Source organism: Sphingobium cloacae (genome assembly GCF_002355855.1).
GTDB classification, from domain to species: Bacteria; Pseudomonadota; Alphaproteobacteria; order Sphingomonadales; family Sphingomonadaceae; genus Sphingobium; species Sphingobium cloacae.
Window position 1 is genome coordinate 76,569 of the sequence record NZ_AP017656.1, and the last position, 18,953, is coordinate 95,521.

Here is an 18,953-nt window from a genome sequence, read left to right on the forward strand (position 1 = left end):
CGCCTGCCCCTCAAACTTTCTTCAAACTTTCCGCGAGGCGCGCCCGGGCGCGGTAGAGGCGGGTCTCGACGGCCTTCTGGGAGATGCCGAGGATCTCGGCGGTTTCGGCTTCCGATTTCTCGTCGATCGTCCGCAGGATGAGCGTGTCCTTGAGCGAGGCGGGCAGGGCGGCGATCGCTTTCATCGCCTCTGCCAGTTGCTGCTCGGCGCCGATTGCCTGGTCGGGTAGCGGCGCCTCATCGGCGACGTCATCCGCCTCGCCCAGCGGCAGGGCCATGGAGAAGAAGTTCCGGACCGCGCGCCGGCGCCGCCAGTCATGGCATTTGTTGATGACGATCCGGGACATCCAGACCTGGAAGGGTCGCGCAGCGTCATAGCGGTTGAGTGCGGCGAAGGCGGCGACGAAGCTTGCCTGCGTGACGTCCAGCGCCTCCTCTCCGTCACCTATATGGCTGCGCACGAGCCGAAATACCCAGCCTTGGTGTCGCCGCACAAGTTCGGCGAAAGCGGCCTGCCGGCCGACGAGTGCAAGAGCGGCAAGCTCCCCGTCCGAGCAGTCGGGGAGAATTATGGTCATTCGGACTTTGCCGTCAGCGCTTTCACTACGGCGTCGTCGAACTTCTGCGTCTGATCGGGGCGAAGTACGGCACGCATTGCAAAGATGTGCTCGAGCGTTTCCTTCTGCAGCGCGCCCATGGCTTGGTGCGAGCGGTCCACTGCCGCCGCGACTTTAGGGCCATAGCCATGTTCCGCCTCAATCGCCTCTGCTAGGCGAGCATTGTCGGCGCGCAGCTCGGCTTCAAGTGCCTGACGCCGAATGGCATAATTCTTCTCGATGAACTCCAGCCGGGCGTGCTGAGCCGTATCCAGTTTGAGATCCCGATGGAGCAGCTCGTGCAGTTCGTTTTCCACGGGCGGTGCCGACACCACATAGATCCGCCCGATCACCACCCCGGCGATCGCCGCGGTAAAGGTCAACAGTAGGAGGAGCAGGAGCCGGCGGCGGTCCCGCATCATTGCGAGCCCAGCAGCGTCGAGGGCGCGAGCGCCAACTGCGCATCGAAGGGCGATATCGGGCTCGCGTCCGCCGACCCGATTGGAACCGCGGAGCCCGCGATGCCGATGAAAAGCGCGACTGCGGCGGCTAGACCAAACGTCGTTGCGCCCAAGCGCGGCATGGCCTGGACCCTAGCGATTTCCGTCAGGACGCGGCTGTCCAGGCCGGCAAGCCTGGGGTCAATTGGGGCATCGCGCAATTTCGCGAGCATTTCGTCAAGGTGGTCCATGGTGTTTCTCCGTCTTCTCTTCACAATACGCATTCTGGCCCACGACCCCTTGGCTCGGAACAGAAAAGAAATTTGAGAGGGGTGCAGGCTGCAGCTGCGTATTCTCTCATGTCAATGACTGGAGAATTCCCGAATGCGCTTCCTTTCGCCTTTCGCAGCTGTCGCCGCCGTCAGCCTGAGCGTTTCGGCTCCGGCCTATGCACATCCCAAGCTCGTGTCTTCAACGCCCGCCGCCAACGCCAGAGTCTCGGCACCGTCGCGTATCACTCTGACGTTCAGTGAAGGCCTGATGGCCAGACTATCTGGTGCCGAGATCGTGATGACCGGTATGCCCGGCATGCCAAACCATCGCATGGCGGTGACCGGCTTCAAGACCGCGGTCGAGGGCGGTAACAAGACGTTGGCGCTGACACTGGCCAAGCCGCTTGGCGCTGGTACCTATCAGGTCACCTGGCATGTCGTCTCGATGGACACGCACCGCATCCAGGGCAATCTCGCCTTCATCGTGCGATAGGGCAATGAGTGAGGTAGCAGGCATCGCGATCCGCTGGGCGCTGTACGCCGATCTCGGCCTCTTGTTCGGCCTGCCGCTGTTCGCGCTCTATGCCCCAGGTGGCGGCCGGACGGTGCAGCGGCATCTGCCGATGGGGGCGATGGTGGCCTGTCTTGCCTGCTTCGGGCTGCTGCTATCTGCGTTCGGCTTTGCGGTGCAGGCTGCGGCCATGTCCGGACTGCCGCTCACACAGCCTGATTTCGCCCTGCTGGGTGATCTCATCAATGAGACGGCCATGGGGGCGGCGTTGAAGGCGCGCCTTGTCGCGCTCCTTGTCCTCCTATTCTGCGTCCTCTTGTATCGACGGCAATCACGTCCCGCCTTCATCGCCTCTACTCTCGCAGGCGCGCTCGCGCTCGCGACCCTCGCCTGGAGCGGACATGGCGCGGCTGGCGAAGGCTATCCGGGCTGGCTGCAACTGGTCGCCGATCTCGTCCATCTGCTCGCCGCCGGCGCCTGGGTCGGCGCGCTTGCAGCCTTCCTCGCGCTGGTTATGCCTAAAGCAGCGACCGGTGATATGGAGCGGGTCTCGCTCGCCGAGGAGGCCTTGACGGGCTTCTCCCTGGTAGGAACGATCATCGTTGCCCTGCTGATCCTGACCGGGATGGGGGCGTCACATAAAACGGGCACAGATATACGCTAAGGCCTGAGGGCGTCGGAAAACACCTGTTTGTCGTACATTGGCCGGTAGGAGACAGTCCGGATCGGAGCCGGGTTGCGAGGATAGCTGACACGCACGTTAAGTCGGCAGCCGACCAAAGCCAGCCATTCAACGTCCAATTGCGCGCGGCTGATTTCAGTTGAACCTGCCATTACAAGACCCGGGAACTTGGGCGACACGGGTCAGGCAGTGTCCGCCGTCAGCACCAATGGCACAGATTTGAGGTTGTGATTTAAGGAGGATCTGGGCTTCGTCGTAGTGACGAAGGAACGAAGATGAAGCCCAGATCCTCCAATGTAAAATCGCCCGCCAAGGCCCCAGCAGAGCGGGTAGTGAAGGACATCCGCCGACAGACCCGGCGCCACTTTTCGGCCGAGGACAAGATCCGCATCGTGCTGGATGGCCTGCGCGGGGAAGACAGCATCGCCGAGCTATGCCGCAAGGAAGGCATTGCCCAGAGCCTGTATTACACCTGGTCGAAGGAGTTCATGGAAGCTGGCAAGCGCCGCCTGGCCGGCGACACCGCCCGTGCCGCGACCACCGGAGAGGTCCAGGACCTGCGCCGCGAAGCCCGGGCCCTGAAGGAATGCGTGGCCGATCTGACACTGGAAAACCGTCTGCTCAAAAAAAGCATGGTCGCGGATGGGGGCAACGACGAATGAGATATCCCGCATCCGAGAAGCTCGAGATCATCAGAACCGTCGAGCAGTCGCACCTGTCGGCCAAGCGCACGCTGGACCAACTCGGCATCCCTCGTCGGACATTCTACCGCTGGTATGATCGCTACCTCGAAGGCGGGCCGGAGGCGTTGGAAGATCGGCCATCGGCGCCGAGCCGGGTGTGGACCGCATCCCGGCGGGCATCCACGACCAGATCATCGAGCTGGCGCTGGAACAGTCTGAGCTGAGCCCCCGGGAACTGGCCGTGCGCTTCACCGATGGGCAGCGCTACTTCGTGTCGGAATCCACGGTTTACCGCCTGTTGAAGGCCCACGACCTGATCACCAGCCCGGCCTATGTCGTGATCAAGGCTGCCGATCAGTTCCACACGAAAACCACGCGGCCGAACGAGATGTGGCAGACCGACTTCACCTACTTCAAGATCATCGGGTGGGGCTGGATGTATCTGTCGACCGTGCTCGACGACTTCTCGCGCTACATCATCGCCTGGAAGCTGTGCACCAACATGCGAGCCGAGGACGTCACCGACACGCTGGACCTCGCCCTGGCGGCTTCTGGTTGCGACAGCGCCACGGTGCTGCACAAACCCCGGCTACTCAGCGATAATGGTCCCAGCTACATCGCGGGTGAGCTGGCGGAATACATCGAGGCCCGGAAGATGAGCCATGTCCGCGGCGCCCCGTGTCATCCCCAAACCCAGGGCAAGATCGAGCGCTGGCACCAGACCCTGAAAAACCGCATCTTGCTGGAAAACTACTTCCTGCCCGGCGACCTCGAAGCCCACATCGAGGCCTTCGTCGAGCACTACAATCACCAGCGATACCACGAGAGCCTGGCCAACGTGACGCCTGCCGACGCCTACTTCGGCAGGGCTCCGGCAATCATCAAACTGCGCGAAAGGATCAAGCGACAGACCATCGAACATCGGCGCTTGCAGCACCGCAAGTTCGCCGCCTAACATCAACCCCCTGACGAGGTCCGCACTCCGCTAATCTACGCCGCGAGTTGTGCCGAATGTTCTGACGACGGACAGCCGGCCGAGCAGAAGACGTAGCGCTCGCCTTCATACTCAGCCTTGTGAGCGGTCCTGGCGGGATCGACCACCATGCCGCAGACCGGATCATGGTCGACGTGACCGGACGGCGTTTCGCCGTCCGGCTCATGATGGTGATGATGGCCGTGCGCCCCAGTCACCTCGGCGGCGCGTTCGCTCTTCTGATCGTCGTCGGCCATTCATCACCTTTCACACGCCGCGCGTGCCTTCCGGTCTTTGTTCACTCCTCGATCAGATGGAACTCTTCGAGCAGCTTGGCGATCTCTGTGCCTTCGAGCTTCTTCATCAGCAGCTTGCGCAGGAAGGCCGGTCCGGGAAGATCGATGCCCTTGCCGTCCCGCAGCGGACCGATCGCAGCAAGAAGTGTACGAATATCATAGGTCGAGTTGAAGACCTCCGGCACGCCGCGCTCGACATTCATCAGCGTGTAGACGGCCTCCATCGGGGTTCTCACCGAATATTCCGTGGTGAAGATGCAGTCCCGCTGCTTCGATTCCGCGAACTGGCCGATGAAGGCGAAGTTGACCGCGCCCTCCGGCACCACGTCCGGCCGGTCACCCGCCTGGCGCGGCATGAAGAAGGCGGTAATATAGGGCATCATCGTGGGAACGGTGCTGGCGCCGGATGCCGCGAGTTCGGGAATGTCCTCGACCGGCACGCCGAGGTGATAGAGCCATTCCTGGGTGATCTCCTCACCGGTGCATTCCTGCATCGGCTTCTTCACGAAGTCGCCGGGGCAATCGACAAAGAGCGCGTAGAACCAGGCGATCATCTGATCTTTGGGCTGCTTCTTGAAATGCGGCTGGCGATGAACCGTCCAGCTCAGCAGCCACGCCGAGTCCTTCACCGTGACGATACCGGCGGAGACGATCTTGCCGGTAAAGGGGTTCCGCTTGGTGATCTTCTCGACATAGGCCGGAATGCGGGCGTCGAGGGCAGTGATGGAGGCGGAGGCCCATTTCGTCTCCGGGATATGGGCGCCGAACACGTCGGGGCGGCCGAAGGCCGGATCCTTCGCGGCGATGCGGCGCCACAGGTCCCAGGCCGGCGCCGGTCCTTCATTGAGCTTCGCCGGCGTCCTGTGGTCGCCATTGTCGGAATTCTCGGTCAGCGAGCCGATCGTGATGAAGACGAGATCGTCTGGCCCGAGATCGACGCCGCCTTCGACGCCGCGCTCTTTCCAGTGAATGCGGGTCGCTTGCTTGCGGCCGGGCTGGATGTCGAAATCGACATCGGTGACCTCGACGCCGTAGCGGAACGTGACGCCGTGATCGGTCAGCCACTTCACCAGCGGCAGGACCATCGATTCATACTGGTTATAGCGGTTGAACTTGAGCGAGGAGAAGTCGGCGAGACTGCCGATATGATGGATGAAGCGGTGCAGGTAGAGCTTCATCTCCAGCGCGGAATGCCATTCCTCGAAGGCGAACATGGTGCGCCAGTAGAGCCAGAAATTGCTTTTGAGGAAGTCTTCGCCGAAGACCTCGTTGATACGCTTGTTCTCCATCCCCTCGCGCGTCGCGAGGAAGACCGAGAGCAGGTCCTTCTGGGCCTTGTCGTTTAGCGTCAACAGCGCTTTGTCGGGCACGTCCTGGCCCTGGTTCTGCGTCGTGCGCTGGAGCGAAAAGTTGGGATCGTCCTTGTTGAGCCGGTAGAACTCGTCGAGCACGCTGGCGTCCTCGATCTCCAGCGAGGGGATCGAGCGATAAAGGTCCCACAGGCACTCGAAATGTTCTTCCATTTCGCGGCCGCCGCGAATGACGAAGCCCTTTTCGGGCACGTCCAGACCATCGAGCGCGCCACCAGGGATTTCCAGCTCTTCAAGGATGGTGATGCGGTCGCCGGAAACGCCGCCGTCGCGGATCAGGAAGGCCGCGCCGGCAAGCCCCGCCAGCCCCGAACCGACAAACCAGGCCGTCTTCTTGTCGGCGCCCTCGGGCTTGCGGGGACGCACGAAGGCTTCATAGTTTCCGCTGCTATAGTGCATGGCGAACTCCTGTTCTTCTTGTTGGGATCAGTCTGCGGAGGGCTTGTAGCTGTAGAAGCCTTCGCCCGAGGCGATGCCGAGCCTGCCCTTGTCGATGTAGTTTTCCTTCAGCCAGGCGGCGAGCGACTGAGCATGCTCGTCGCCATGCGAGAGGATGTTGTAGGGGGTGTTCAATCCGATGATGTCGTAGATCTGGAACGGCCCCATCGGCGCGCCGGTGGCGATCCGCCAGACCTTGTCGACATCTTCCGGCTCGGCATAGCCGCCGGCCGCCAGATCGGCGGCCGCGTTCAGGAGCGGCACCAAAAGCGAATTGAGGACGTAACCCGCTTTCTCCTTGCGCACCGGGATCGGCACCATGCCGATGGCGGAGGCGAAGGCGATCAGGGCATCGAACACGGCCGGATCGGTGTCGTCCGTGCCCATCACCTCGGCGGTGTTGAACTTCCAGATGCTGTTGGCGAAGTGCAGCGCCAGAAACCGGTCCGGTCGGCCGGTGTAAGCCTTCAGGTCGCTCGGCAGCAGGGTCGAGCTATTGGTGGCGAAGATCGTCCTGTCCGGCGCGAGCCCCGCCAGTTTCTCGTAGAGCGCCTGCTTGATCGAAAGAACCTCCGGAACCGCCTCGATCACGAGGTCCGCGTCCGCGACGGCCGCGCCGAGATCGCTCAGCAGAGCGATCCGCTTGAGCGCCCCGGCCGCCTTGCCGCCAGCCGCGCCCGACACCTCGTTCGTGTAGGTTTCGACGAGCGCCGCCAGCCGTGCGCGCGCCTGTTCGAGCGCTTCCTCGCTGATGTCGTAGGCGACAACATCGAAGCCGCTATAGGCCGTCTGGAAGGCGATCTGGCTCCCGAGGACTCCCGTGCCGAGAACCGCCACTTTCCTGATATCGCTCATCCAATTTCCTTCTGCGCGGTATCGTCACTTAGAAACGGAGCCGCCACCTCCACCGGGACGCGGGCCAGCTTGCCGGTTTCCCGATCGACCAGGGCCCATTGGGTCAGCGAGGCGACGATCGTCCGGCCGTCTTCGGCATGGAATTCGACACATCGTGCATAGCGGGCACCCCGCGGCGCTCGGACGACCCAGGTGATCGCACTGACCTCGTCTCCCGCCCGGACATTGCCGCGATAGTCGACCTCATGGCGCAGCACGACCGCGACGAACCGGTCGCGATCCTGCGGCCGCGCGGCCGTCAGCCAATGCGCCACCGACACATCCTGAATCCAGGTCACCCAGACCGCATTGTTGACATGGCCGAGTTCGTCGATGTCGGCGTCCCGGGCGCGGAAGCGGATATGGAAGCGCCGATGCTCATCCACCTCGCCGACGAGTGGGTGTCCGTGCTCATCGCAGCCGATGCGTCGACGATCTGACACGATCCCGCTCACGAATACGCCTGCTCCTCATGCGACGAACCCAGTCCTGCCATGGCGCGGAAGAAGCCGACGAGCATCTCGTCGCGCGGCATGGCGCCTTCGACATCGCCCTGCACCGCCAGTCCCATCCAGACCGCGTAAAGACCGATACCGGTCTGCATCGGCGGCAAGGCCGGTCGAAGTGCGAAGCGTTGCGTCAGATCGGCGACGAGCTCACCGAATATCCGATAGCAGGCCGCCTTGGCCTCCCGGTGCCGCTCGGCGAAAGCCGGATCGCGCCGGGCATGGAGCTGCAATTCGATCGAGAGCAGTGACCATTGTGCCTCGTCGGCCAACTTCGCGAGCCGCGCGGCCAGCACCTGCAGCGTCGCCTCGATATCGTCGCCGGAGCAGTGCGCGACCAGGTCGCGAAGCTGTGTGACCTCGTCCTGGATATGGCTTTGCAGGATCTCGACCAGCAGATCATCCTTGCTGGCGAAGTTCGAGTAGAAGGCGCCCTGCGAATGCCCTGCGGCGCTGCAGATGTTGCGAATCGACATGGCAGAGACCCCCTCCTCGATAATCGAGGAATGCGCGGCCGCGATCAGCCGGTCCCGCGTCTGGCGCTGCGTGTCCTTGCGCGTAAGCGGCATGGGTTCGTTCTCCAACCAACGGGCGAGACGTGCGAAACCTTTTCGGAGGTTCCGCGTTCTCAGTGAAACCAGATATCAACTGATATCCGAAATCAACGGCGATTTCGACCCGAAATCGTTCCTGGGCAACGAAATCTCAGTGTGAAGGAGCGCTCTTGGCTCAAACCTACATTGGCTATTCCCCGGACGTGGAGGTTCTCGGCGAGGACGAGGAGCGGCTGACCGCCGAGATCCTCGAGATCATGGCCACCACCAACCGGCGGGCCTTCGAGCGTCATCGCCACGCCGTGCGCGACGCCCATGCCAAAAGCCATGGGTTCCTGAAGGGCGAACTGATCGTTCACGAACTGCCCTCGCATCTGCGCCAGGGCTTGTTCGCCCGACCCGCCAACTATCCGGTGGTGATCCGCCTCTCTTCGGCGCCGGGCGACATCCACTCCGATACCATTCCCGCGCCGCGTGGCATGGCGATCAAGGTGATCGGTGTCGATGGCGAGCGGCTTCTCCCCGAAGACCAGGGCCACAACCAGGATTTCCTGCTCGTCAACATCCCGACCTTGAGCTTCGGCACGATCGGTAAATATCGCCAGCTCATCAGCCTTCTGGAGAAAAATGCCCAGAACCCGGCCTTTCTCCAGCGAGCGATGGCTGGGGTCGCGCGCGGCGTGGAGGCGGCAGTCGAAGCGGTCGGCGTCGAGCCCGGCGCCACGCTGCGCGGGCTCGCTCGCGACAATAACCATCTGCTGGGCGAAACCTATCATTCGATGGCGGCGATCCGCTTCGGCGACCATATCGCCAAGATCAGTGCCGCGCCGTTCTCCGACAACGTCCGTGCACTGACCGGCAAGGATGTCGGCGCGGTTGAGGATTCCACCATGCGCGATCTGGTGGTTGAACATTTCCGCGAGCAAGGCGCAGAGTATCAGCTCCGTGCTCAGCTCTGTGCCGATCTCGACAGGATGCCGGTCGAGGACGCCGCCGTGCTCTGGCCGGAAGACCTTTCGCCGCACCAGCCGATCGCGACCCTGCGCATCCCGCCACAGGAGGCCTATTCGCCGGCGCGGCGCGTCTACGGCGATGATGTGCTGTCGTTCAATCCCTGGCACGGTATCCGCGATCATCAGCCACTCGGCTCGATCATGCGCGTGCGCATCGCCGCCTATGAACGATCCACCCGCTACCGCCACGAAATGAACGCGCAACCGCGCGTCGAGCCGGCGAGCATCGACGTCATTCCGGACTGACGATCCGATCGTCACACGCAATCACGAAAGGAGGCCAGCCATGGCCGAGACCGAAGAAACCCCGCAGATCGATGAAACCCGCTTGCAGGCCATCCGCCGCCGCATCGAGGAAGTGGTTGGCGATGCGCCACAGCTCGCCAAGCTCGCCCTCGAGCAGATGGTGACGAAGCATAATCCCGACCTCAAGGGCACAGCCGGCTCGGCCGGTCGCGTCGGCGCGCAGTCCGGCAATGTCTCCGAGCTCACCGCCATCGCCAACCTCAAGCCCGGCGGCGCGGATCGGCTGAAACGCATATTCGGGCTGGTGAACGGCAATTTCGACGGGGCGCAGAAGGTCGGCACGCTGCACAACATGCGGTTCGTGTTCTTCGACAACGACACCCGCATCCTGTTCGCCACCGCCTATGACGGCGACTGGGACACCTATATCAACGACTTCGCCACCAAGATCCCCGATCTGATGGACCTGATCTTCGCCTCGGTCGAGGGCTGGCCGGGCATCGCCAGCCCCGAGGTCAAGGACTTCATCGCCGAGCATCAGATCACCGCCGCCGGCTGGTTCGTCGCCAATCCGCAGGTCACCGTCGTCGATGTGCGCCGGCTCCAACGGCTCGAACATGCCGTCAACGAATTCCTGGACAAGGTGGGCTGAGCCATGGCGATCCTTCAGAAACTAAAAGAGCACTTCTCGCGGGATAGCGTCACGCTCGACCTGCAGGACATCCAGGCGCTGATCCTCAGAAGCCGGCCGGAACCCTATGTCGGCGTTCACGCCATGCTCCATTTCGACGAGGCAGCGGGAGCCCGCAATCTTCTCGGCCGGCTGGCACCGCATGTCGCTTCGGCCGACAATTGGAGCGAGGATCTCGATTTCTGGATCGGCGCTGCGCTCAGCTTCGAGGGTCTGAAGGCGCTCGGCGTTCCCGACGCCCAGCTCAAGACCTTTCCGCTCCCGTTCCAGCAGGGCATGGCCGCACGCGCGGAGCAGCTTCGCGACTTCGGACCCAACGCGCCGGAAAACTGGGAAGACGTGTTCAAGCCGGGCAACTGCCATCTCGCGCTGACCATCTACGCGGTCGACGATGATGCGCTCGACAAGGCGCTGGCGACGGCGCGCACCGAACTCGACCGGAGCAGCGGCGTCACCTTGCTCGGCGAGCATCGCTTCGGCGCGCCGGACGGCGCGAAAAACCCGTTCGGTTTCCGGGATTCGATCTCCCAGCCCGCAGTGGAGGGCAGCGGCGTTGATCCGCTGCCAGGCGAGGAGCGGCCGATCAAGGCCGGCGAATTCATCCTCGGCTATGAGAGCGAGAACGGCCAGCCTCTCGGCATGCCGGAGCCCGCCGCGCTCGGCAAGAACGGCACCTTCGTCGTTATGCGCAAGTACAACAGCCGGGTCGGCTGCTTCAACGCCTTCCTCAAGGCGCATGGCGAGACGCCGGAGGAACGCGAGCTATTAGCCGCCAAGATGTTCGGGCGCTGGCGCTCCGGCGCGCCCTTGACGCTGTCGCCCGACCATGACGATCCCGACCTCGGCGCCGATCCGCAGCGCAACAATGACTTCACGTTCAAGGAAGACCCCAAAGGCCGCGTTGTGCCGCTCGGCTGCCATATGCGTCGACTCAATCCCCGCGATTCCGAGCTGACGCTGCTTACCGACGTCAACATCCACCGGATCATCCGCCGCTCCTCGACCTTCGGACCGGTCTATTCCGAGGATGTCGCGCCGGAAGACGATGCCGAAGGCGATCGCGGCCTGTTCTTCATCTTCATCAGCGCGCGTGCCTATGACACGATCGAGTTCATGCAGCAGGAGTGGATCAACCGAGGCAATTTCGTCGACCTTGGCGAAGAGCGCGATCCGATCGTTGGCCTGCATGAGGATGACGGCCGGTTCACGATCCCGCAGGCGTCGGCGCGCAAGCGCATCGACGGTGTGCAGACTTTCAATGTCATGAAGGGCGGCGAATATCTGTTCATGCCAAGCCTGTCCGCGCTCAAATGGCTGGCGGCCGGGAGCTGGGGTTAGGAACCCGCCGGTCAGTCGTTGGCCTTTGTGAAGATGAACGTGCAATTCATCAGGATCGCTGCGCTCGGCCTCACCATGATCTTTGCCAGTCGCGTCTGGCCCGATCGGTAATCCTGACTGTCCGCCGTCAGCTGCATCGGGAAAGTCGAGCCGTCGCGGCGCTGGCCGACCACGACGCGACCGAGGCCAATGATCCGGCGCTCGCCGGTCTGCAGATAATGCGCGAGATATTCGTCATGCCGGTCGCGATCGGGCTGGGGCATGAGGCAGGAGACGTTGCGGCCGACGAGCTCGGCTTCGCTGTAGCCGAACAGGCGTTGTGCCGCTGCGCTGAACGACGTGATGGCGCCGGTCTCGTCGATGATGATCATCGCATCCGGCACCGTCGCCAGAATCGATTGCAGATGCTGCTCGCGGGTCTCGATCGATGCGCGGACCGCCGCCTCGTCGGTGACATCGCGGCTGATGCAGGCGAAGCCTCGATGTGTGTCGCCTTCGAACAGGGCGCTGATCGTCAGGCGCGCGAGATATTCCGCGCCGTTCTCGCAGACCCGCCACGCTTCGCGCTCCAGCGTGCCCTCGTGAAGGGCGGCCGCCAGGTCTGCGCCTGGACGACGCGCCGCAATCTCGTCAGGCGGGTAGAACAGGTCGTGGGGCTGTCCCAGAACGCGATCGAGCGGCCAGCATTGGGGGCGTTTGCGGGAGGGGGCGGAATCCTACGCCAAGCTCGCCCAGATAGCCGGCGCGAGATCTTACTTGTTGCTGCCTTCTACGGTCGCGCCAGAAAGGCGACGGCTCAGTTCTATCCGGCGATGGCTACGCATTTTGAAGGTGTCTGGCCCAACGCGCCGATACTCAATGAAGCCGAGAGAACGCCAAAATCGCTCTGCCGCTTCATTCGCTTCCAGCACGGCCAACCGAATCTCTGTGGCACCTCTCGCAGCGGCCCAGCTTTCGACCGTCGAGTAAATTGAGCGTCCGACGCCACGACCACGCTGTGCGGCATCTACGATCATGAAGCCGAGATACCATGTGCCATCACGCGGATAATCGCGGAGGATGGCCGCGATTGCATATAGGCCGCCAGGCCCCTTCCATCCCAGGACAGCTTGATTGTGGGCGCTCTTTTCGGGCGGCACATCGGAGAAAAGCTCGCGAGCATCGTCCAGCGTGGGCGCGGCCCCGTCCTGCAACAGGAAATAGTCGCTGCAACGGTTGTACAGGTCTGCAACGTCTGCGGCGTCCGCTTGGGTAAGTTTGATCGGGGCTCCCGTCATCATCATCGCGTTTTGGCAGCAAGCACGCGCTGACCGTAATCCCGGAGTTCCCCGTTGGGACCGACATAGCGGTAGAGAGTGACGCGCTCGATCCCGAGTTCCTTGCAGAGGTCGGAAACGGACGTGTCGCGTTGGGCCATAGCAGCCTGAGCGAGCCGCACCTGGGCCTTGGAGAGGGCGAACTTGCGGCCACCCTTGCGTCCCCGCGCGCGGGCAGCGGCCAGGCCAGCCATGGTGCGCTCGCGGATCATATCCCGCTCAAACTCCGCCAGTGTGGCAAAAATGCCGAACACCATCCGGCCCGATGGCGTCGTGGTGTCGATCTGCGCGCCCTTGCCGGTGAGCACCCGCAGACCGATACCGCGATCCGACAGATTCTGCACCGTGCTGACCAGGTGGGTGAGCGTTCGGCCGAGCCGGTCGAGCTTCCAAACGATGAGGACATCGCCGTCGCGCAACGATTTCAGGCAGGCGGCAAGACCGGGGCGATCATCACGGCTACCGGATGCACGATCATCATAGATATTGCCTGGCTCGACACCGGCAGCGCGAAGGGCATCGTGCTGCAGGTCGAGCGACTGCGAGCCGTCGGCTTTGGACACGCGGGCGTAGCCGATCAGCATGGATCACAAACGAAGGTTTGAGGCGGTGACGAACATGAGCACATAAGATTGGGCTATTGTGTATCTTAACCAGCATCTCAATCAAGCTATCTCAAACCGTAGCTCGGAAAGAATAAGGAGCATGTATGCCGCGTCGCGTGACCCTGACCGATCGACAGCGCGAGGCGCTGCTTCACTTGCCGGTCGATCAAGGTGAGCTGCTGCGGCACTATACCCTCAGCGATGAGGATCTCGGGCATATCCGCCAGCGCCGGCGCGCCCACAATCGTTTTGGCTTCGCGCTGCAACTGTGCGTCCTGCGCTACCCGGGCCGGGTGCTCGCTCCTGGCGAGTTGATCCCGGCGCAGGTATCGGATTTCATCGCGGCCCAGCTCGGCCTGACCAGCGACGATCTACTCCTCTATGCCGCGCGCGAGGAGACCCGGCACGAGCATCTGGCGGACCTTCGCCGAATCTACGGCTATCGCTCCTTTTCGGGGCGGGGCGCACGGGATTTGCGCGAATGGATCGCTCGGGAAGCCGAGGCGGCGACATCGAATGAGGATCTTGCCCGTCGCTTCGTTGCGGAGTGTCGCCGCACCCGCACGATCCTTCCCGGCTCCTCGACGATCGAGCGCCTTTGCGCCGATGCGCTGGTTGAGGCCGAGCGCCGGATCGAGGATCTTATCGCCCATCGCATCACGCCAACCCTGAGCGAGAATTTGGCTCACCTGTTGGAGGATACGGTGGATGGTCGCGTCACGCGCTTCGTATGGCTGCGACAGTTCGAGGTTGGCGCAAATTCAGCAGCCGCTAACCGGCTGATGGATCGACTGGAATATCTTCAAAGGTTCGATCTTCCGGCGGATTTGCTGGACGGCGTGCCGGCGCATCGTGTGACCCGGCTTCGCCGGCAGGGCGAGCGCTATTACGCCGACGGCATGCGTGATCTGCCCGAAGACAGGCGGCTTGCGATCCTCGCTGTCTGCACCCTGGAATGGCGGTCATCGCTGGCCGATGTCATCGTGGAGACCCACGATCGCATCGTAGGCCGTCTCTATCGGGCCTCCGAACGCCTTTGCAACACCAGGATCGCCGACGCAAAGGCGGCCGTTCGGGACACGCTGAAGTCCTTTGCCGAAATCGGTGGTGCTTTGCTTGGAGCGCAGGACGATGGCACGGCCCTGGACGGGATAATCGCCACCGGGCCTGGCTGGGAACGGTTCAGAACCCTTGTCGCCACGGCCTCCGCGCTGACCAACGTGCTCGCGGCCGACCCGCTCAGCCGTGTGCTGGACGGCTATCACCGTTTCCGCCTCTACGCGCCCAGGATGCTGCGCCTGCTCGACATGCAGGCGGCGCCGATCGCCACGCCTCTTCTGGCGGCCGTTGCGATGCTGCGTAACGGGATCAAGGTCGATCCGCCGGTGGATTTTCTACGTCCCAACTTGAAATGGCATCGTCATCTTCGCGCTGAGCCCAGCGGCGACCACCGGCTTTGGGAAATCGCGGTGCTGTTCCACATCCGCGACGCCTTCCGGTCCGGTGACATATGGTTGGCGGGATCGCGCCGCTATGGCGACCTCAAGCAGCTTCTGGTCCCGCCACAGGCGATAGAGCAGACCGCGCGGCTCGCCGTGCCGCTGCGACCCGGCGAATGGCTGGCCGAGCGCAGGGCTCGACTGGATACACGGCTGAAGGAGTTTGGCCGCGCGGCGCGAACCGGCACGATCCCAGGCGGCATCATCGAGAACGGCAAGCTGCACATCGACAAGCTGAGGGCCGACACGCCCGAAGGGGCCGAGGATCTCGTGCTCGATCTCTATCAACAGCTCCCGCCCGCGAGGATCACCGATCTGTTGCTGGAAGTCGATGAGCGAACCGGATTTTCCGAGGCGTTCACGCATCTGCGCACCGGCGCGCCCTGCAGCGACCGGATCGGCCTGATGAACGTGTTGCTGGCGGAAGGCGTCAATCTCGGTTTGCGCAAGATGGCGGCGGCGACCAACACGCACAGCTTCTGGGAATTGCTGCGGATCGCGCGCTGGCATGTCGAAGGCAGCGCCTATGATCGGGCGCTCGCCATGATCGTGGAGGCCCACGCCGCCCTGCCCATGGCCGCCTTCTGGGGACAAGGGCAATCGGCATCCAGCGACGGGCAGTTCTTCCTTGCTACCGAGCAGGGCGAGGCGATGAATCTGATCAACGCGAAATATGGCAACGTCCCGGGCCTCAAGGGATACAGCCATGTGTCCGATCAATATGCGCCGTTCGCAACCCAGGTGATCCCGGCAACGGTCAGCGAGGCTCCCTATATCCTGGACGGGCTGCTCATGAATGACGCGGGCCGCCGCGTTCGCCAGCATTTTGCCGACACGGGCGGCTTCACCGATCATGTGTTCGCCGCCTGCGCCTTGCTCGGCTACAGGTTCGCCCCCCGTATCCGCGATCTCCCTCAGAAAAGACTCTATGCCTTCACGCCCAACGCGACGCCGGCCAATGTGCGAGCGCTGGTCGGAGGTAAGATCAATGAACCGCTCATCGAGCGCAACTGGCCCGACATCCTGCGCATCATGGCGACGATCGCAGCGGGGATCGTCGCCCCCAGCCAGATTCTTCGCAAGCTCGCCTCTTACCCGCGCCAGAATGAGCTGGCCCTCGCATTGCGAGAGGTGGGCCGCATCGAGCGAACCCTGTTCATGATCGACTGGATTCTTGATGCCGGCCTCCAGCGCCAGGCTCAGATCGGCCTCAACAAGGGTGAGGCCCACCACGCCCTAAAGCGCGCCATCAGCTTCCACCGCCGAGGTGAAATCCGGGATCGATCCGGCGAAGGCCAGCACTATCGCATCGCCGGAATGAACCTGCTCGCCGCCATCATCATATTCTGGAACACCATGAAGCTCGGCGAGGTCGTCAATACCCGGGCCGCCAGCGGTACCCATATCGCGCCTGATCTACTCGCCCACGTCTCGCCGTTGGGATGGGAACACATCAATCTAACCGGGGAATATCGCTGGCCCAAATCCCTAGCGTAGGATTCCGCCCCCTCCCGCAAACGCCCCCTGTGATGCTGGCGATGCGCGATGTGGGGCCGGAGGGGTTCGGGAAGAAAAACCGGGGCTGGAACAGCACCGAGCTGTTGAAGGACTGGCGCGAGGCGTGGAGCGCGCACGTCAACGAGCGCATGGCCGAGCTGGGGCTTGAAGGGCGGATCGACCATCGCTCCTATGAGGCGCAGGGGATCGCGCTGGAGCCGCAGCACAAGATCGGCCCGGCAGCATCGCGCAGACCGGAGCAGGGGCTTGAGGCCGAGCGGATCGAGGATCACGCGCGCATCGCCCGCGACAATGGCGAGAAGATCATCGCCAACCCGTCGATCGCGCTGGACGCGATCACCCGGCAGCAGGCGACGTTCACCACCCGCGACCTGGCCGTGTTCGCGTTCCGGCACAGCGACGGCAAGGAGCAGTTCGACCAGGTGATGACCGCGGTGCGCGCCAGCCCCGAGCTGGTCGCGTTGGGGAAGGACGGACGCGACCAGGAGCGGTTCACGTCGCGCGACATGATCGCGGTGGAGGCCCGGCTCGAGCGCAGCGCCGGCGCGCTGGCGGCGCGCGACGGTCACGGCATCGCCGATCGCCAGCGTGACGCCGCGATCGGCGCGGCCCAGGGCAGGGGGCTCGTCTTGTCGGCCGAGCAGCGCGACGCCCTCGACCATATCACCGGCCGCAAGGGGCTGGCGTCGGTCGTCGGCTACGCCGGCAGCGGCAAATCCGCGATGTTGGGCGTCGCGCGCGAGGCTTGGGAGCGGCAGGGCTACCAGGTGCGCGGTGCGGCCTTGTCGGGGATCGCGGCCGAGAACCTTGAGGGCGGGTCCGGCATCCAGTCCCGCACCCTCGCCAGCCTTGAGCACGCATGGGGGCAGGGGCGCGAGCAGCTAGGCCCGCGTGACGTGCTGGTGGTGGACGAGGCGGGCATGATCGGCTCGCGCCAGATGGAGCGGGTGTTGAGCCAGGCGCGTGACGCCGGGGCCAAGGTCGTGATGATCGGCGACCCCGAGCAGTTACAGGCGATCGAGGCGGGCGCGGCGTTCCGCAGCGTCACCGAGCGGCACGGCGCGGCCGAGATCACCGAGATTCGCCGGCAGCGCGAGGATTGGCAGCGCGACGCCACCCGCGCGCTGGCGACCGGGCGCACCGGCGAGGCGATCCACGCCTATGACGGCAAGGGCATGGTCCACGCGGCCGACACGCGCGAGCAGGCGCGGGGCGAGCTGGTCGATGGCTGGGATCGGCAGCGCCAGGCCGAACCGGGCAAATCCCGCATCATCCTCACCCACACCAACGCCGAGGTCCGCGAGCTGAACGAGGAAGCGCGCGGCCGACTTCGCGCGACCGGCGACCTTGGCGACGACGTGACGTTCAGCGCCGACCGGGGGACGCGCGCGTTCGCGCGCGGCGACCGCCTGATGTTCCTGCGGAACGAGCGGTCGCTAGGGGTGAAGAACGGCACGCTTGGCACGATCGAGCAGGTATCGGCCGAGGGGATGAAGGTTCGGCTCGACAGCGGCGCGCGGGTCGCGTTCGACGCAAAGGACTATGCCGCGGTCGATCACGGCTACGCCGCCACTTTCCATAAGGCGCAGGGCGTGACCGTCGATCACGCCCACGTCCTCGCCACCCCCGGCATGGACCGCCACAGCGCCTATGTCGGCATGTCGCGGCATCGTGATGACGTGCAGCTCCATTACGGGCGCGACGACTTCGCCGACCAGCGCCAGCTCGTCCGCGCCATGTCGCGCGACCGGGGCAAGGACATGGCCGGCGACTATGCGCGGCCCGAGCAGGACCAGGCCCGTGCGTTCGCCGATCGGCGCGAGATCCGGTTCCCGGAACTCGCGCGTCAGGTGGCGGAGAAGGTGCGCGACAAGGCCAGGGGCATGTTCGCCGGGTTCCGGCCGAAACCGACGTCGGAAAAAACGACGTCGCCGGAGCGCATCGCGGCCGATCGGCCGCTGGCGCCCTCGCAGGCCCGTGCGATCGAACGCTATGGGCGCGCCGCGGCCGATATAGGCCGGATGCGGGAGAAGGGGTTGCCGGTGCTGGCGCACCAGGAACAGGCGCTGGCGAAGGCGGGCGACGCGCTCGACCAGGTGCGACCGAATGGCGCGCGCGACCTCGCCAGCGCGATCGAGCGCGACCCCCAGCTCGCACGCGCCGCGGCCGAAGGGAACACGGGCGGCGCGGCGAAGGCGATGGAGGTAGAGCGCCAGGTCCGTATCGACCCGGAGAAGCGTGCGGGGCGCTTCGTGGAGCAGTGGCAGGACATGAAGGCGGCGCGGGCCAGTATGGAGCGCGCCGGCGACCGCGCGGGCGCGGAGAAGCTCGGCAAGCGCATGGAGAGCATCGCGGGCGGGTTGCATCGCGACCCGCAGCTCGAATCCGCCTTGAAGCGGCACGCGCCCGAGCTGGCGTTGAACATGGAGCGGGGCCGGTCGATCGGGCAGGAGCTGGCGCAGTCGGTCGGACAAGGCCGCGACCGCGATCGTGGCATGAGCCGGTAAGGGGGA

The 18,953-nt window shown here is 64.1% G+C and carries 17 protein-coding genes and 2 pseudogenes; 8 read left to right on the top strand and 11 right to left on the bottom strand.

Annotated features, from left to right (window positions below; genetic code table 11):
- Positions 1–10: 10 nt before the first annotated feature.
- Genes SCLO_RS18970 through SCLO_RS18980 form a run of 3 tightly spaced genes read right to left on the bottom strand, consistent with a single transcriptional unit; the run spans position 11 to position 1,286 of the window.
- Entirely contained in the window at positions 11–577 is a 567-nt protein-coding gene (locus SCLO_RS18970) for an RNA polymerase sigma factor (protein WP_046407413.1), read from the bottom strand.
- Positions 574–1,014, bottom strand: coding sequence for a periplasmic heavy metal sensor (locus SCLO_RS18975; RefSeq protein ID WP_037486783.1), 441 nt, complete (start codon positions 1,012–1,014; stop codon positions 574–576). Before SCLO_RS18975 ends, SCLO_RS18970 begins: the two co-directional genes overlap by 4 nt.
- The gene (locus SCLO_RS18980; RefSeq protein ID WP_007406377.1) at positions 1,014–1,286 is read right to left on the bottom strand and encodes a hypothetical protein; all 273 of its coding nucleotides are present in this window, start codon (positions 1,284–1,286) and stop codon (positions 1,014–1,016) included. Before SCLO_RS18980 ends, SCLO_RS18975 begins: the two co-directional genes overlap by 1 nt.
- A gap of 133 nt (positions 1,287–1,419) precedes the next feature.
- Here SCLO_RS18980 and copC point away from each other — a divergent pair, with 133 nt between their 5' ends.
- The 3 genes and pseudogenes from copC to SCLO_RS19000 all read left to right on the top strand — a co-directional run bounded on the left by copC (position 1,420) and on the right by SCLO_RS19000 (position 4,138).
- The gene (copC, locus tag SCLO_RS18985) at positions 1,420–1,800 is read left to right on the top strand and encodes a copper homeostasis periplasmic binding protein CopC (RefSeq protein WP_037486754.1); all 381 of its coding nucleotides are present in this window, start codon (positions 1,420–1,422) and stop codon (positions 1,798–1,800) included.
- A 4-nt stretch (positions 1,801–1,804) separates the two neighbouring features.
- Positions 1,805–2,482 carry a copper resistance protein CopD gene (locus SCLO_RS18990; RefSeq protein WP_231736445.1) on the top strand — a complete coding sequence of 226 codons (678 nt, stop codon included), beginning with the start codon at positions 1,805–1,807 and terminating at the stop codon, positions 2,480–2,482.
- 293 nt (positions 2,483–2,775) lie between these two features.
- A pseudogene (locus SCLO_RS19000) lies at positions 2,776–4,138 on the top strand (IS3 family transposase).
- 35 nt (positions 4,139–4,173) lie between these two features.
- On the opposite strand, the gene SCLO_RS19005 reads toward SCLO_RS19000, so the two are convergent.
- From SCLO_RS19005 to SCLO_RS19025, 5 genes are all read right to left on the bottom strand, one after another.
- A complete protein-coding gene (locus SCLO_RS19005; protein ID WP_046407408.1) occupies positions 4,174–4,413 on the bottom strand; it encodes a YHS domain-containing protein in 240 nt (79 codons plus the stop codon).
- Positions 4,414–4,454: 41 nt separating this feature from the next.
- Positions 4,455–6,221: an oleate hydratase gene (locus SCLO_RS19010; protein ID WP_096362241.1), complete on the bottom strand. Its 1,767-nt coding sequence runs from the start codon at positions 6,219–6,221 to the stop codon at positions 4,455–4,457.
- 27 nt (positions 6,222–6,248) lie between these two features.
- Positions 6,249–7,115 (bottom strand): 3-hydroxyacyl-CoA dehydrogenase, encoded by an 867-nt coding sequence (locus SCLO_RS19015; protein ID WP_046407406.1) that lies wholly within the window; start codon positions 7,113–7,115, stop codon positions 6,249–6,251.
- The gene (locus SCLO_RS19020; protein ID WP_017503239.1) at positions 7,112–7,540 is read right to left on the bottom strand and encodes an acyl-CoA thioesterase; all 429 of its coding nucleotides are present in this window, start codon (positions 7,538–7,540) and stop codon (positions 7,112–7,114) included. The genes SCLO_RS19015 and SCLO_RS19020 overlap by 4 nt, the downstream gene beginning before the upstream one ends.
- A 65-nt stretch (positions 7,541–7,605) precedes the next feature.
- Positions 7,606–8,229 carry a TetR/AcrR family transcriptional regulator gene (locus SCLO_RS19025; protein WP_046407404.1) on the bottom strand — a complete coding sequence of 208 codons (624 nt, stop codon included), beginning with the start codon at positions 8,227–8,229 and terminating at the stop codon, positions 7,606–7,608.
- A gap of 155 nt (positions 8,230–8,384) precedes the next feature.
- On the opposite strand from SCLO_RS19025, the gene SCLO_RS19030 reads away from it, so the two are divergent.
- Genes SCLO_RS19030 through SCLO_RS19040 form a run of 3 tightly spaced genes read left to right on the top strand, consistent with a single transcriptional unit; the run spans position 8,385 to position 11,502 of the window.
- Positions 8,385–9,473, top strand: coding sequence for a catalase family protein (locus tag SCLO_RS19030; RefSeq protein WP_035219810.1), 1,089 nt, complete (start codon positions 8,385–8,387; stop codon positions 9,471–9,473).
- A gap of 40 nt (positions 9,474–9,513) precedes the next feature.
- The gene (locus SCLO_RS19035) at positions 9,514–10,125 is read left to right on the top strand and encodes a hypothetical protein (RefSeq protein ID WP_035219808.1); all 612 of its coding nucleotides are present in this window, start codon (positions 9,514–9,516) and stop codon (positions 10,123–10,125) included.
- Positions 10,126–10,128: 3 nt separating this feature from the next.
- Positions 10,129–11,502, top strand: a complete 1,374-nt coding sequence (locus SCLO_RS19040; RefSeq protein WP_046407401.1) for a Dyp-type peroxidase — start codon at positions 10,129–10,131, stop codon at positions 11,500–11,502.
- Between the two features lie 125 nt (positions 11,503–11,627).
- On the opposite strand, the pseudogene SCLO_RS19045 reads toward SCLO_RS19040, so the two are convergent.
- The 3 genes and pseudogenes from SCLO_RS19045 to SCLO_RS19055 form a co-directional block, all read right to left on the bottom strand.
- Positions 11,628–12,200 (bottom strand): annotated as a pseudogene (locus tag SCLO_RS19045) (PAS domain-containing protein); the annotation flags it as partial.
- A 54-nt stretch (positions 12,201–12,254) separates the two neighbouring features.
- Entirely contained in the window at positions 12,255–12,785 is a 531-nt protein-coding gene (locus SCLO_RS24305; RefSeq protein ID WP_007686150.1) for a GNAT family N-acetyltransferase, read from the bottom strand.
- Complete coding sequence (locus SCLO_RS19055; RefSeq protein WP_008832583.1) at positions 12,782–13,402, bottom strand: recombinase family protein; 621 nt, start codon at positions 13,400–13,402, stop codon at positions 12,782–12,784. Before SCLO_RS19055 ends, SCLO_RS24305 begins: the two co-directional genes overlap by 4 nt.
- A 125-nt stretch (positions 13,403–13,527) precedes the next feature.
- Between SCLO_RS19055 and SCLO_RS19060 the strand changes: the two genes are divergently transcribed.
- Both SCLO_RS19060 and traA read left to right on the top strand, forming a co-directional pair.
- Positions 13,528–16,419, top strand: a complete 2,892-nt coding sequence (locus SCLO_RS19060) for a Tn3 family transposase (protein WP_096362242.1) — start codon at positions 13,528–13,530, stop codon at positions 16,417–16,419.
- A gap of 32 nt (positions 16,420–16,451) precedes the next feature.
- Positions 16,452–18,947, top strand: a complete 2,496-nt coding sequence (gene traA, locus SCLO_RS19065; RefSeq protein ID WP_046407111.1) for a Ti-type conjugative transfer relaxase TraA — start codon at positions 16,452–16,454, stop codon at positions 18,945–18,947.
- The last annotated feature ends 6 nt before the right edge of the window (positions 18,948–18,953 follow it).

Coding starts and splice junctions, on each gene's coding strand:
- SCLO_RS18970 (WP_046407413.1), bottom strand. CDS start 577: ATGACCATAATTCTCCCCGACTGCTCGGACGGGGAGCTTGCCGCTCTT.
- SCLO_RS18975 (WP_037486783.1), bottom strand. CDS start 1,014: ATGCGGGACCGCCGCCGGCTCCTGCTCCTCCTACTGTTGACCTTTACC.
- SCLO_RS18980 (WP_007406377.1), bottom strand. CDS start 1,286: ATGGACCACCTTGACGAAATGCTCGCGAAATTGCGCGATGCCCCAATT.
- copC (WP_037486754.1), top strand. CDS start 1,420: ATGCGCTTCCTTTCGCCTTTCGCAGCTGTCGCCGCCGTCAGCCTGAGC.
- SCLO_RS18990 (WP_231736445.1), top strand. CDS start 1,805: ATGAGTGAGGTAGCAGGCATCGCGATCCGCTGGGCGCTGTACGCCGAT.
- SCLO_RS19005 (WP_046407408.1), bottom strand. CDS start 4,413: ATGGCCGACGACGATCAGAAGAGCGAACGCGCCGCCGAGGTGACTGGG.
- SCLO_RS19010 (WP_096362241.1), bottom strand. CDS start 6,221: ATGCACTATAGCAGCGGAAACTATGAAGCCTTCGTGCGTCCCCGCAAG.
- SCLO_RS19015 (WP_046407406.1), bottom strand. CDS start 7,115: ATGAGCGATATCAGGAAAGTGGCGGTTCTCGGCACGGGAGTCCTCGGG.
- SCLO_RS19025 (WP_046407404.1), bottom strand. CDS start 8,229: ATGCCGCTTACGCGCAAGGACACGCAGCGCCAGACGCGGGACCGGCTG.
- SCLO_RS19035 (WP_035219808.1), top strand. CDS start 9,514: ATGGCCGAGACCGAAGAAACCCCGCAGATCGATGAAACCCGCTTGCAG.
- SCLO_RS19040 (WP_046407401.1), top strand. CDS start 10,129: ATGGCGATCCTTCAGAAACTAAAAGAGCACTTCTCGCGGGATAGCGTC.
- SCLO_RS24305 (WP_007686150.1), bottom strand. CDS start 12,785: ATGATGATGACGGGAGCCCCGATCAAACTTACCCAAGCGGACGCCGCA.
- SCLO_RS19055 (WP_008832583.1), bottom strand. CDS start 13,402: ATGCTGATCGGCTACGCCCGCGTGTCCAAAGCCGACGGCTCGCAGTCG.
- SCLO_RS19060 (WP_096362242.1), top strand. CDS start 13,528: ATGCCGCGTCGCGTGACCCTGACCGATCGACAGCGCGAGGCGCTGCTT.
- traA (WP_046407111.1), top strand. CDS start 16,452: ATGCTGGCGATGCGCGATGTGGGGCCGGAGGGGTTCGGGAAGAAAAAC.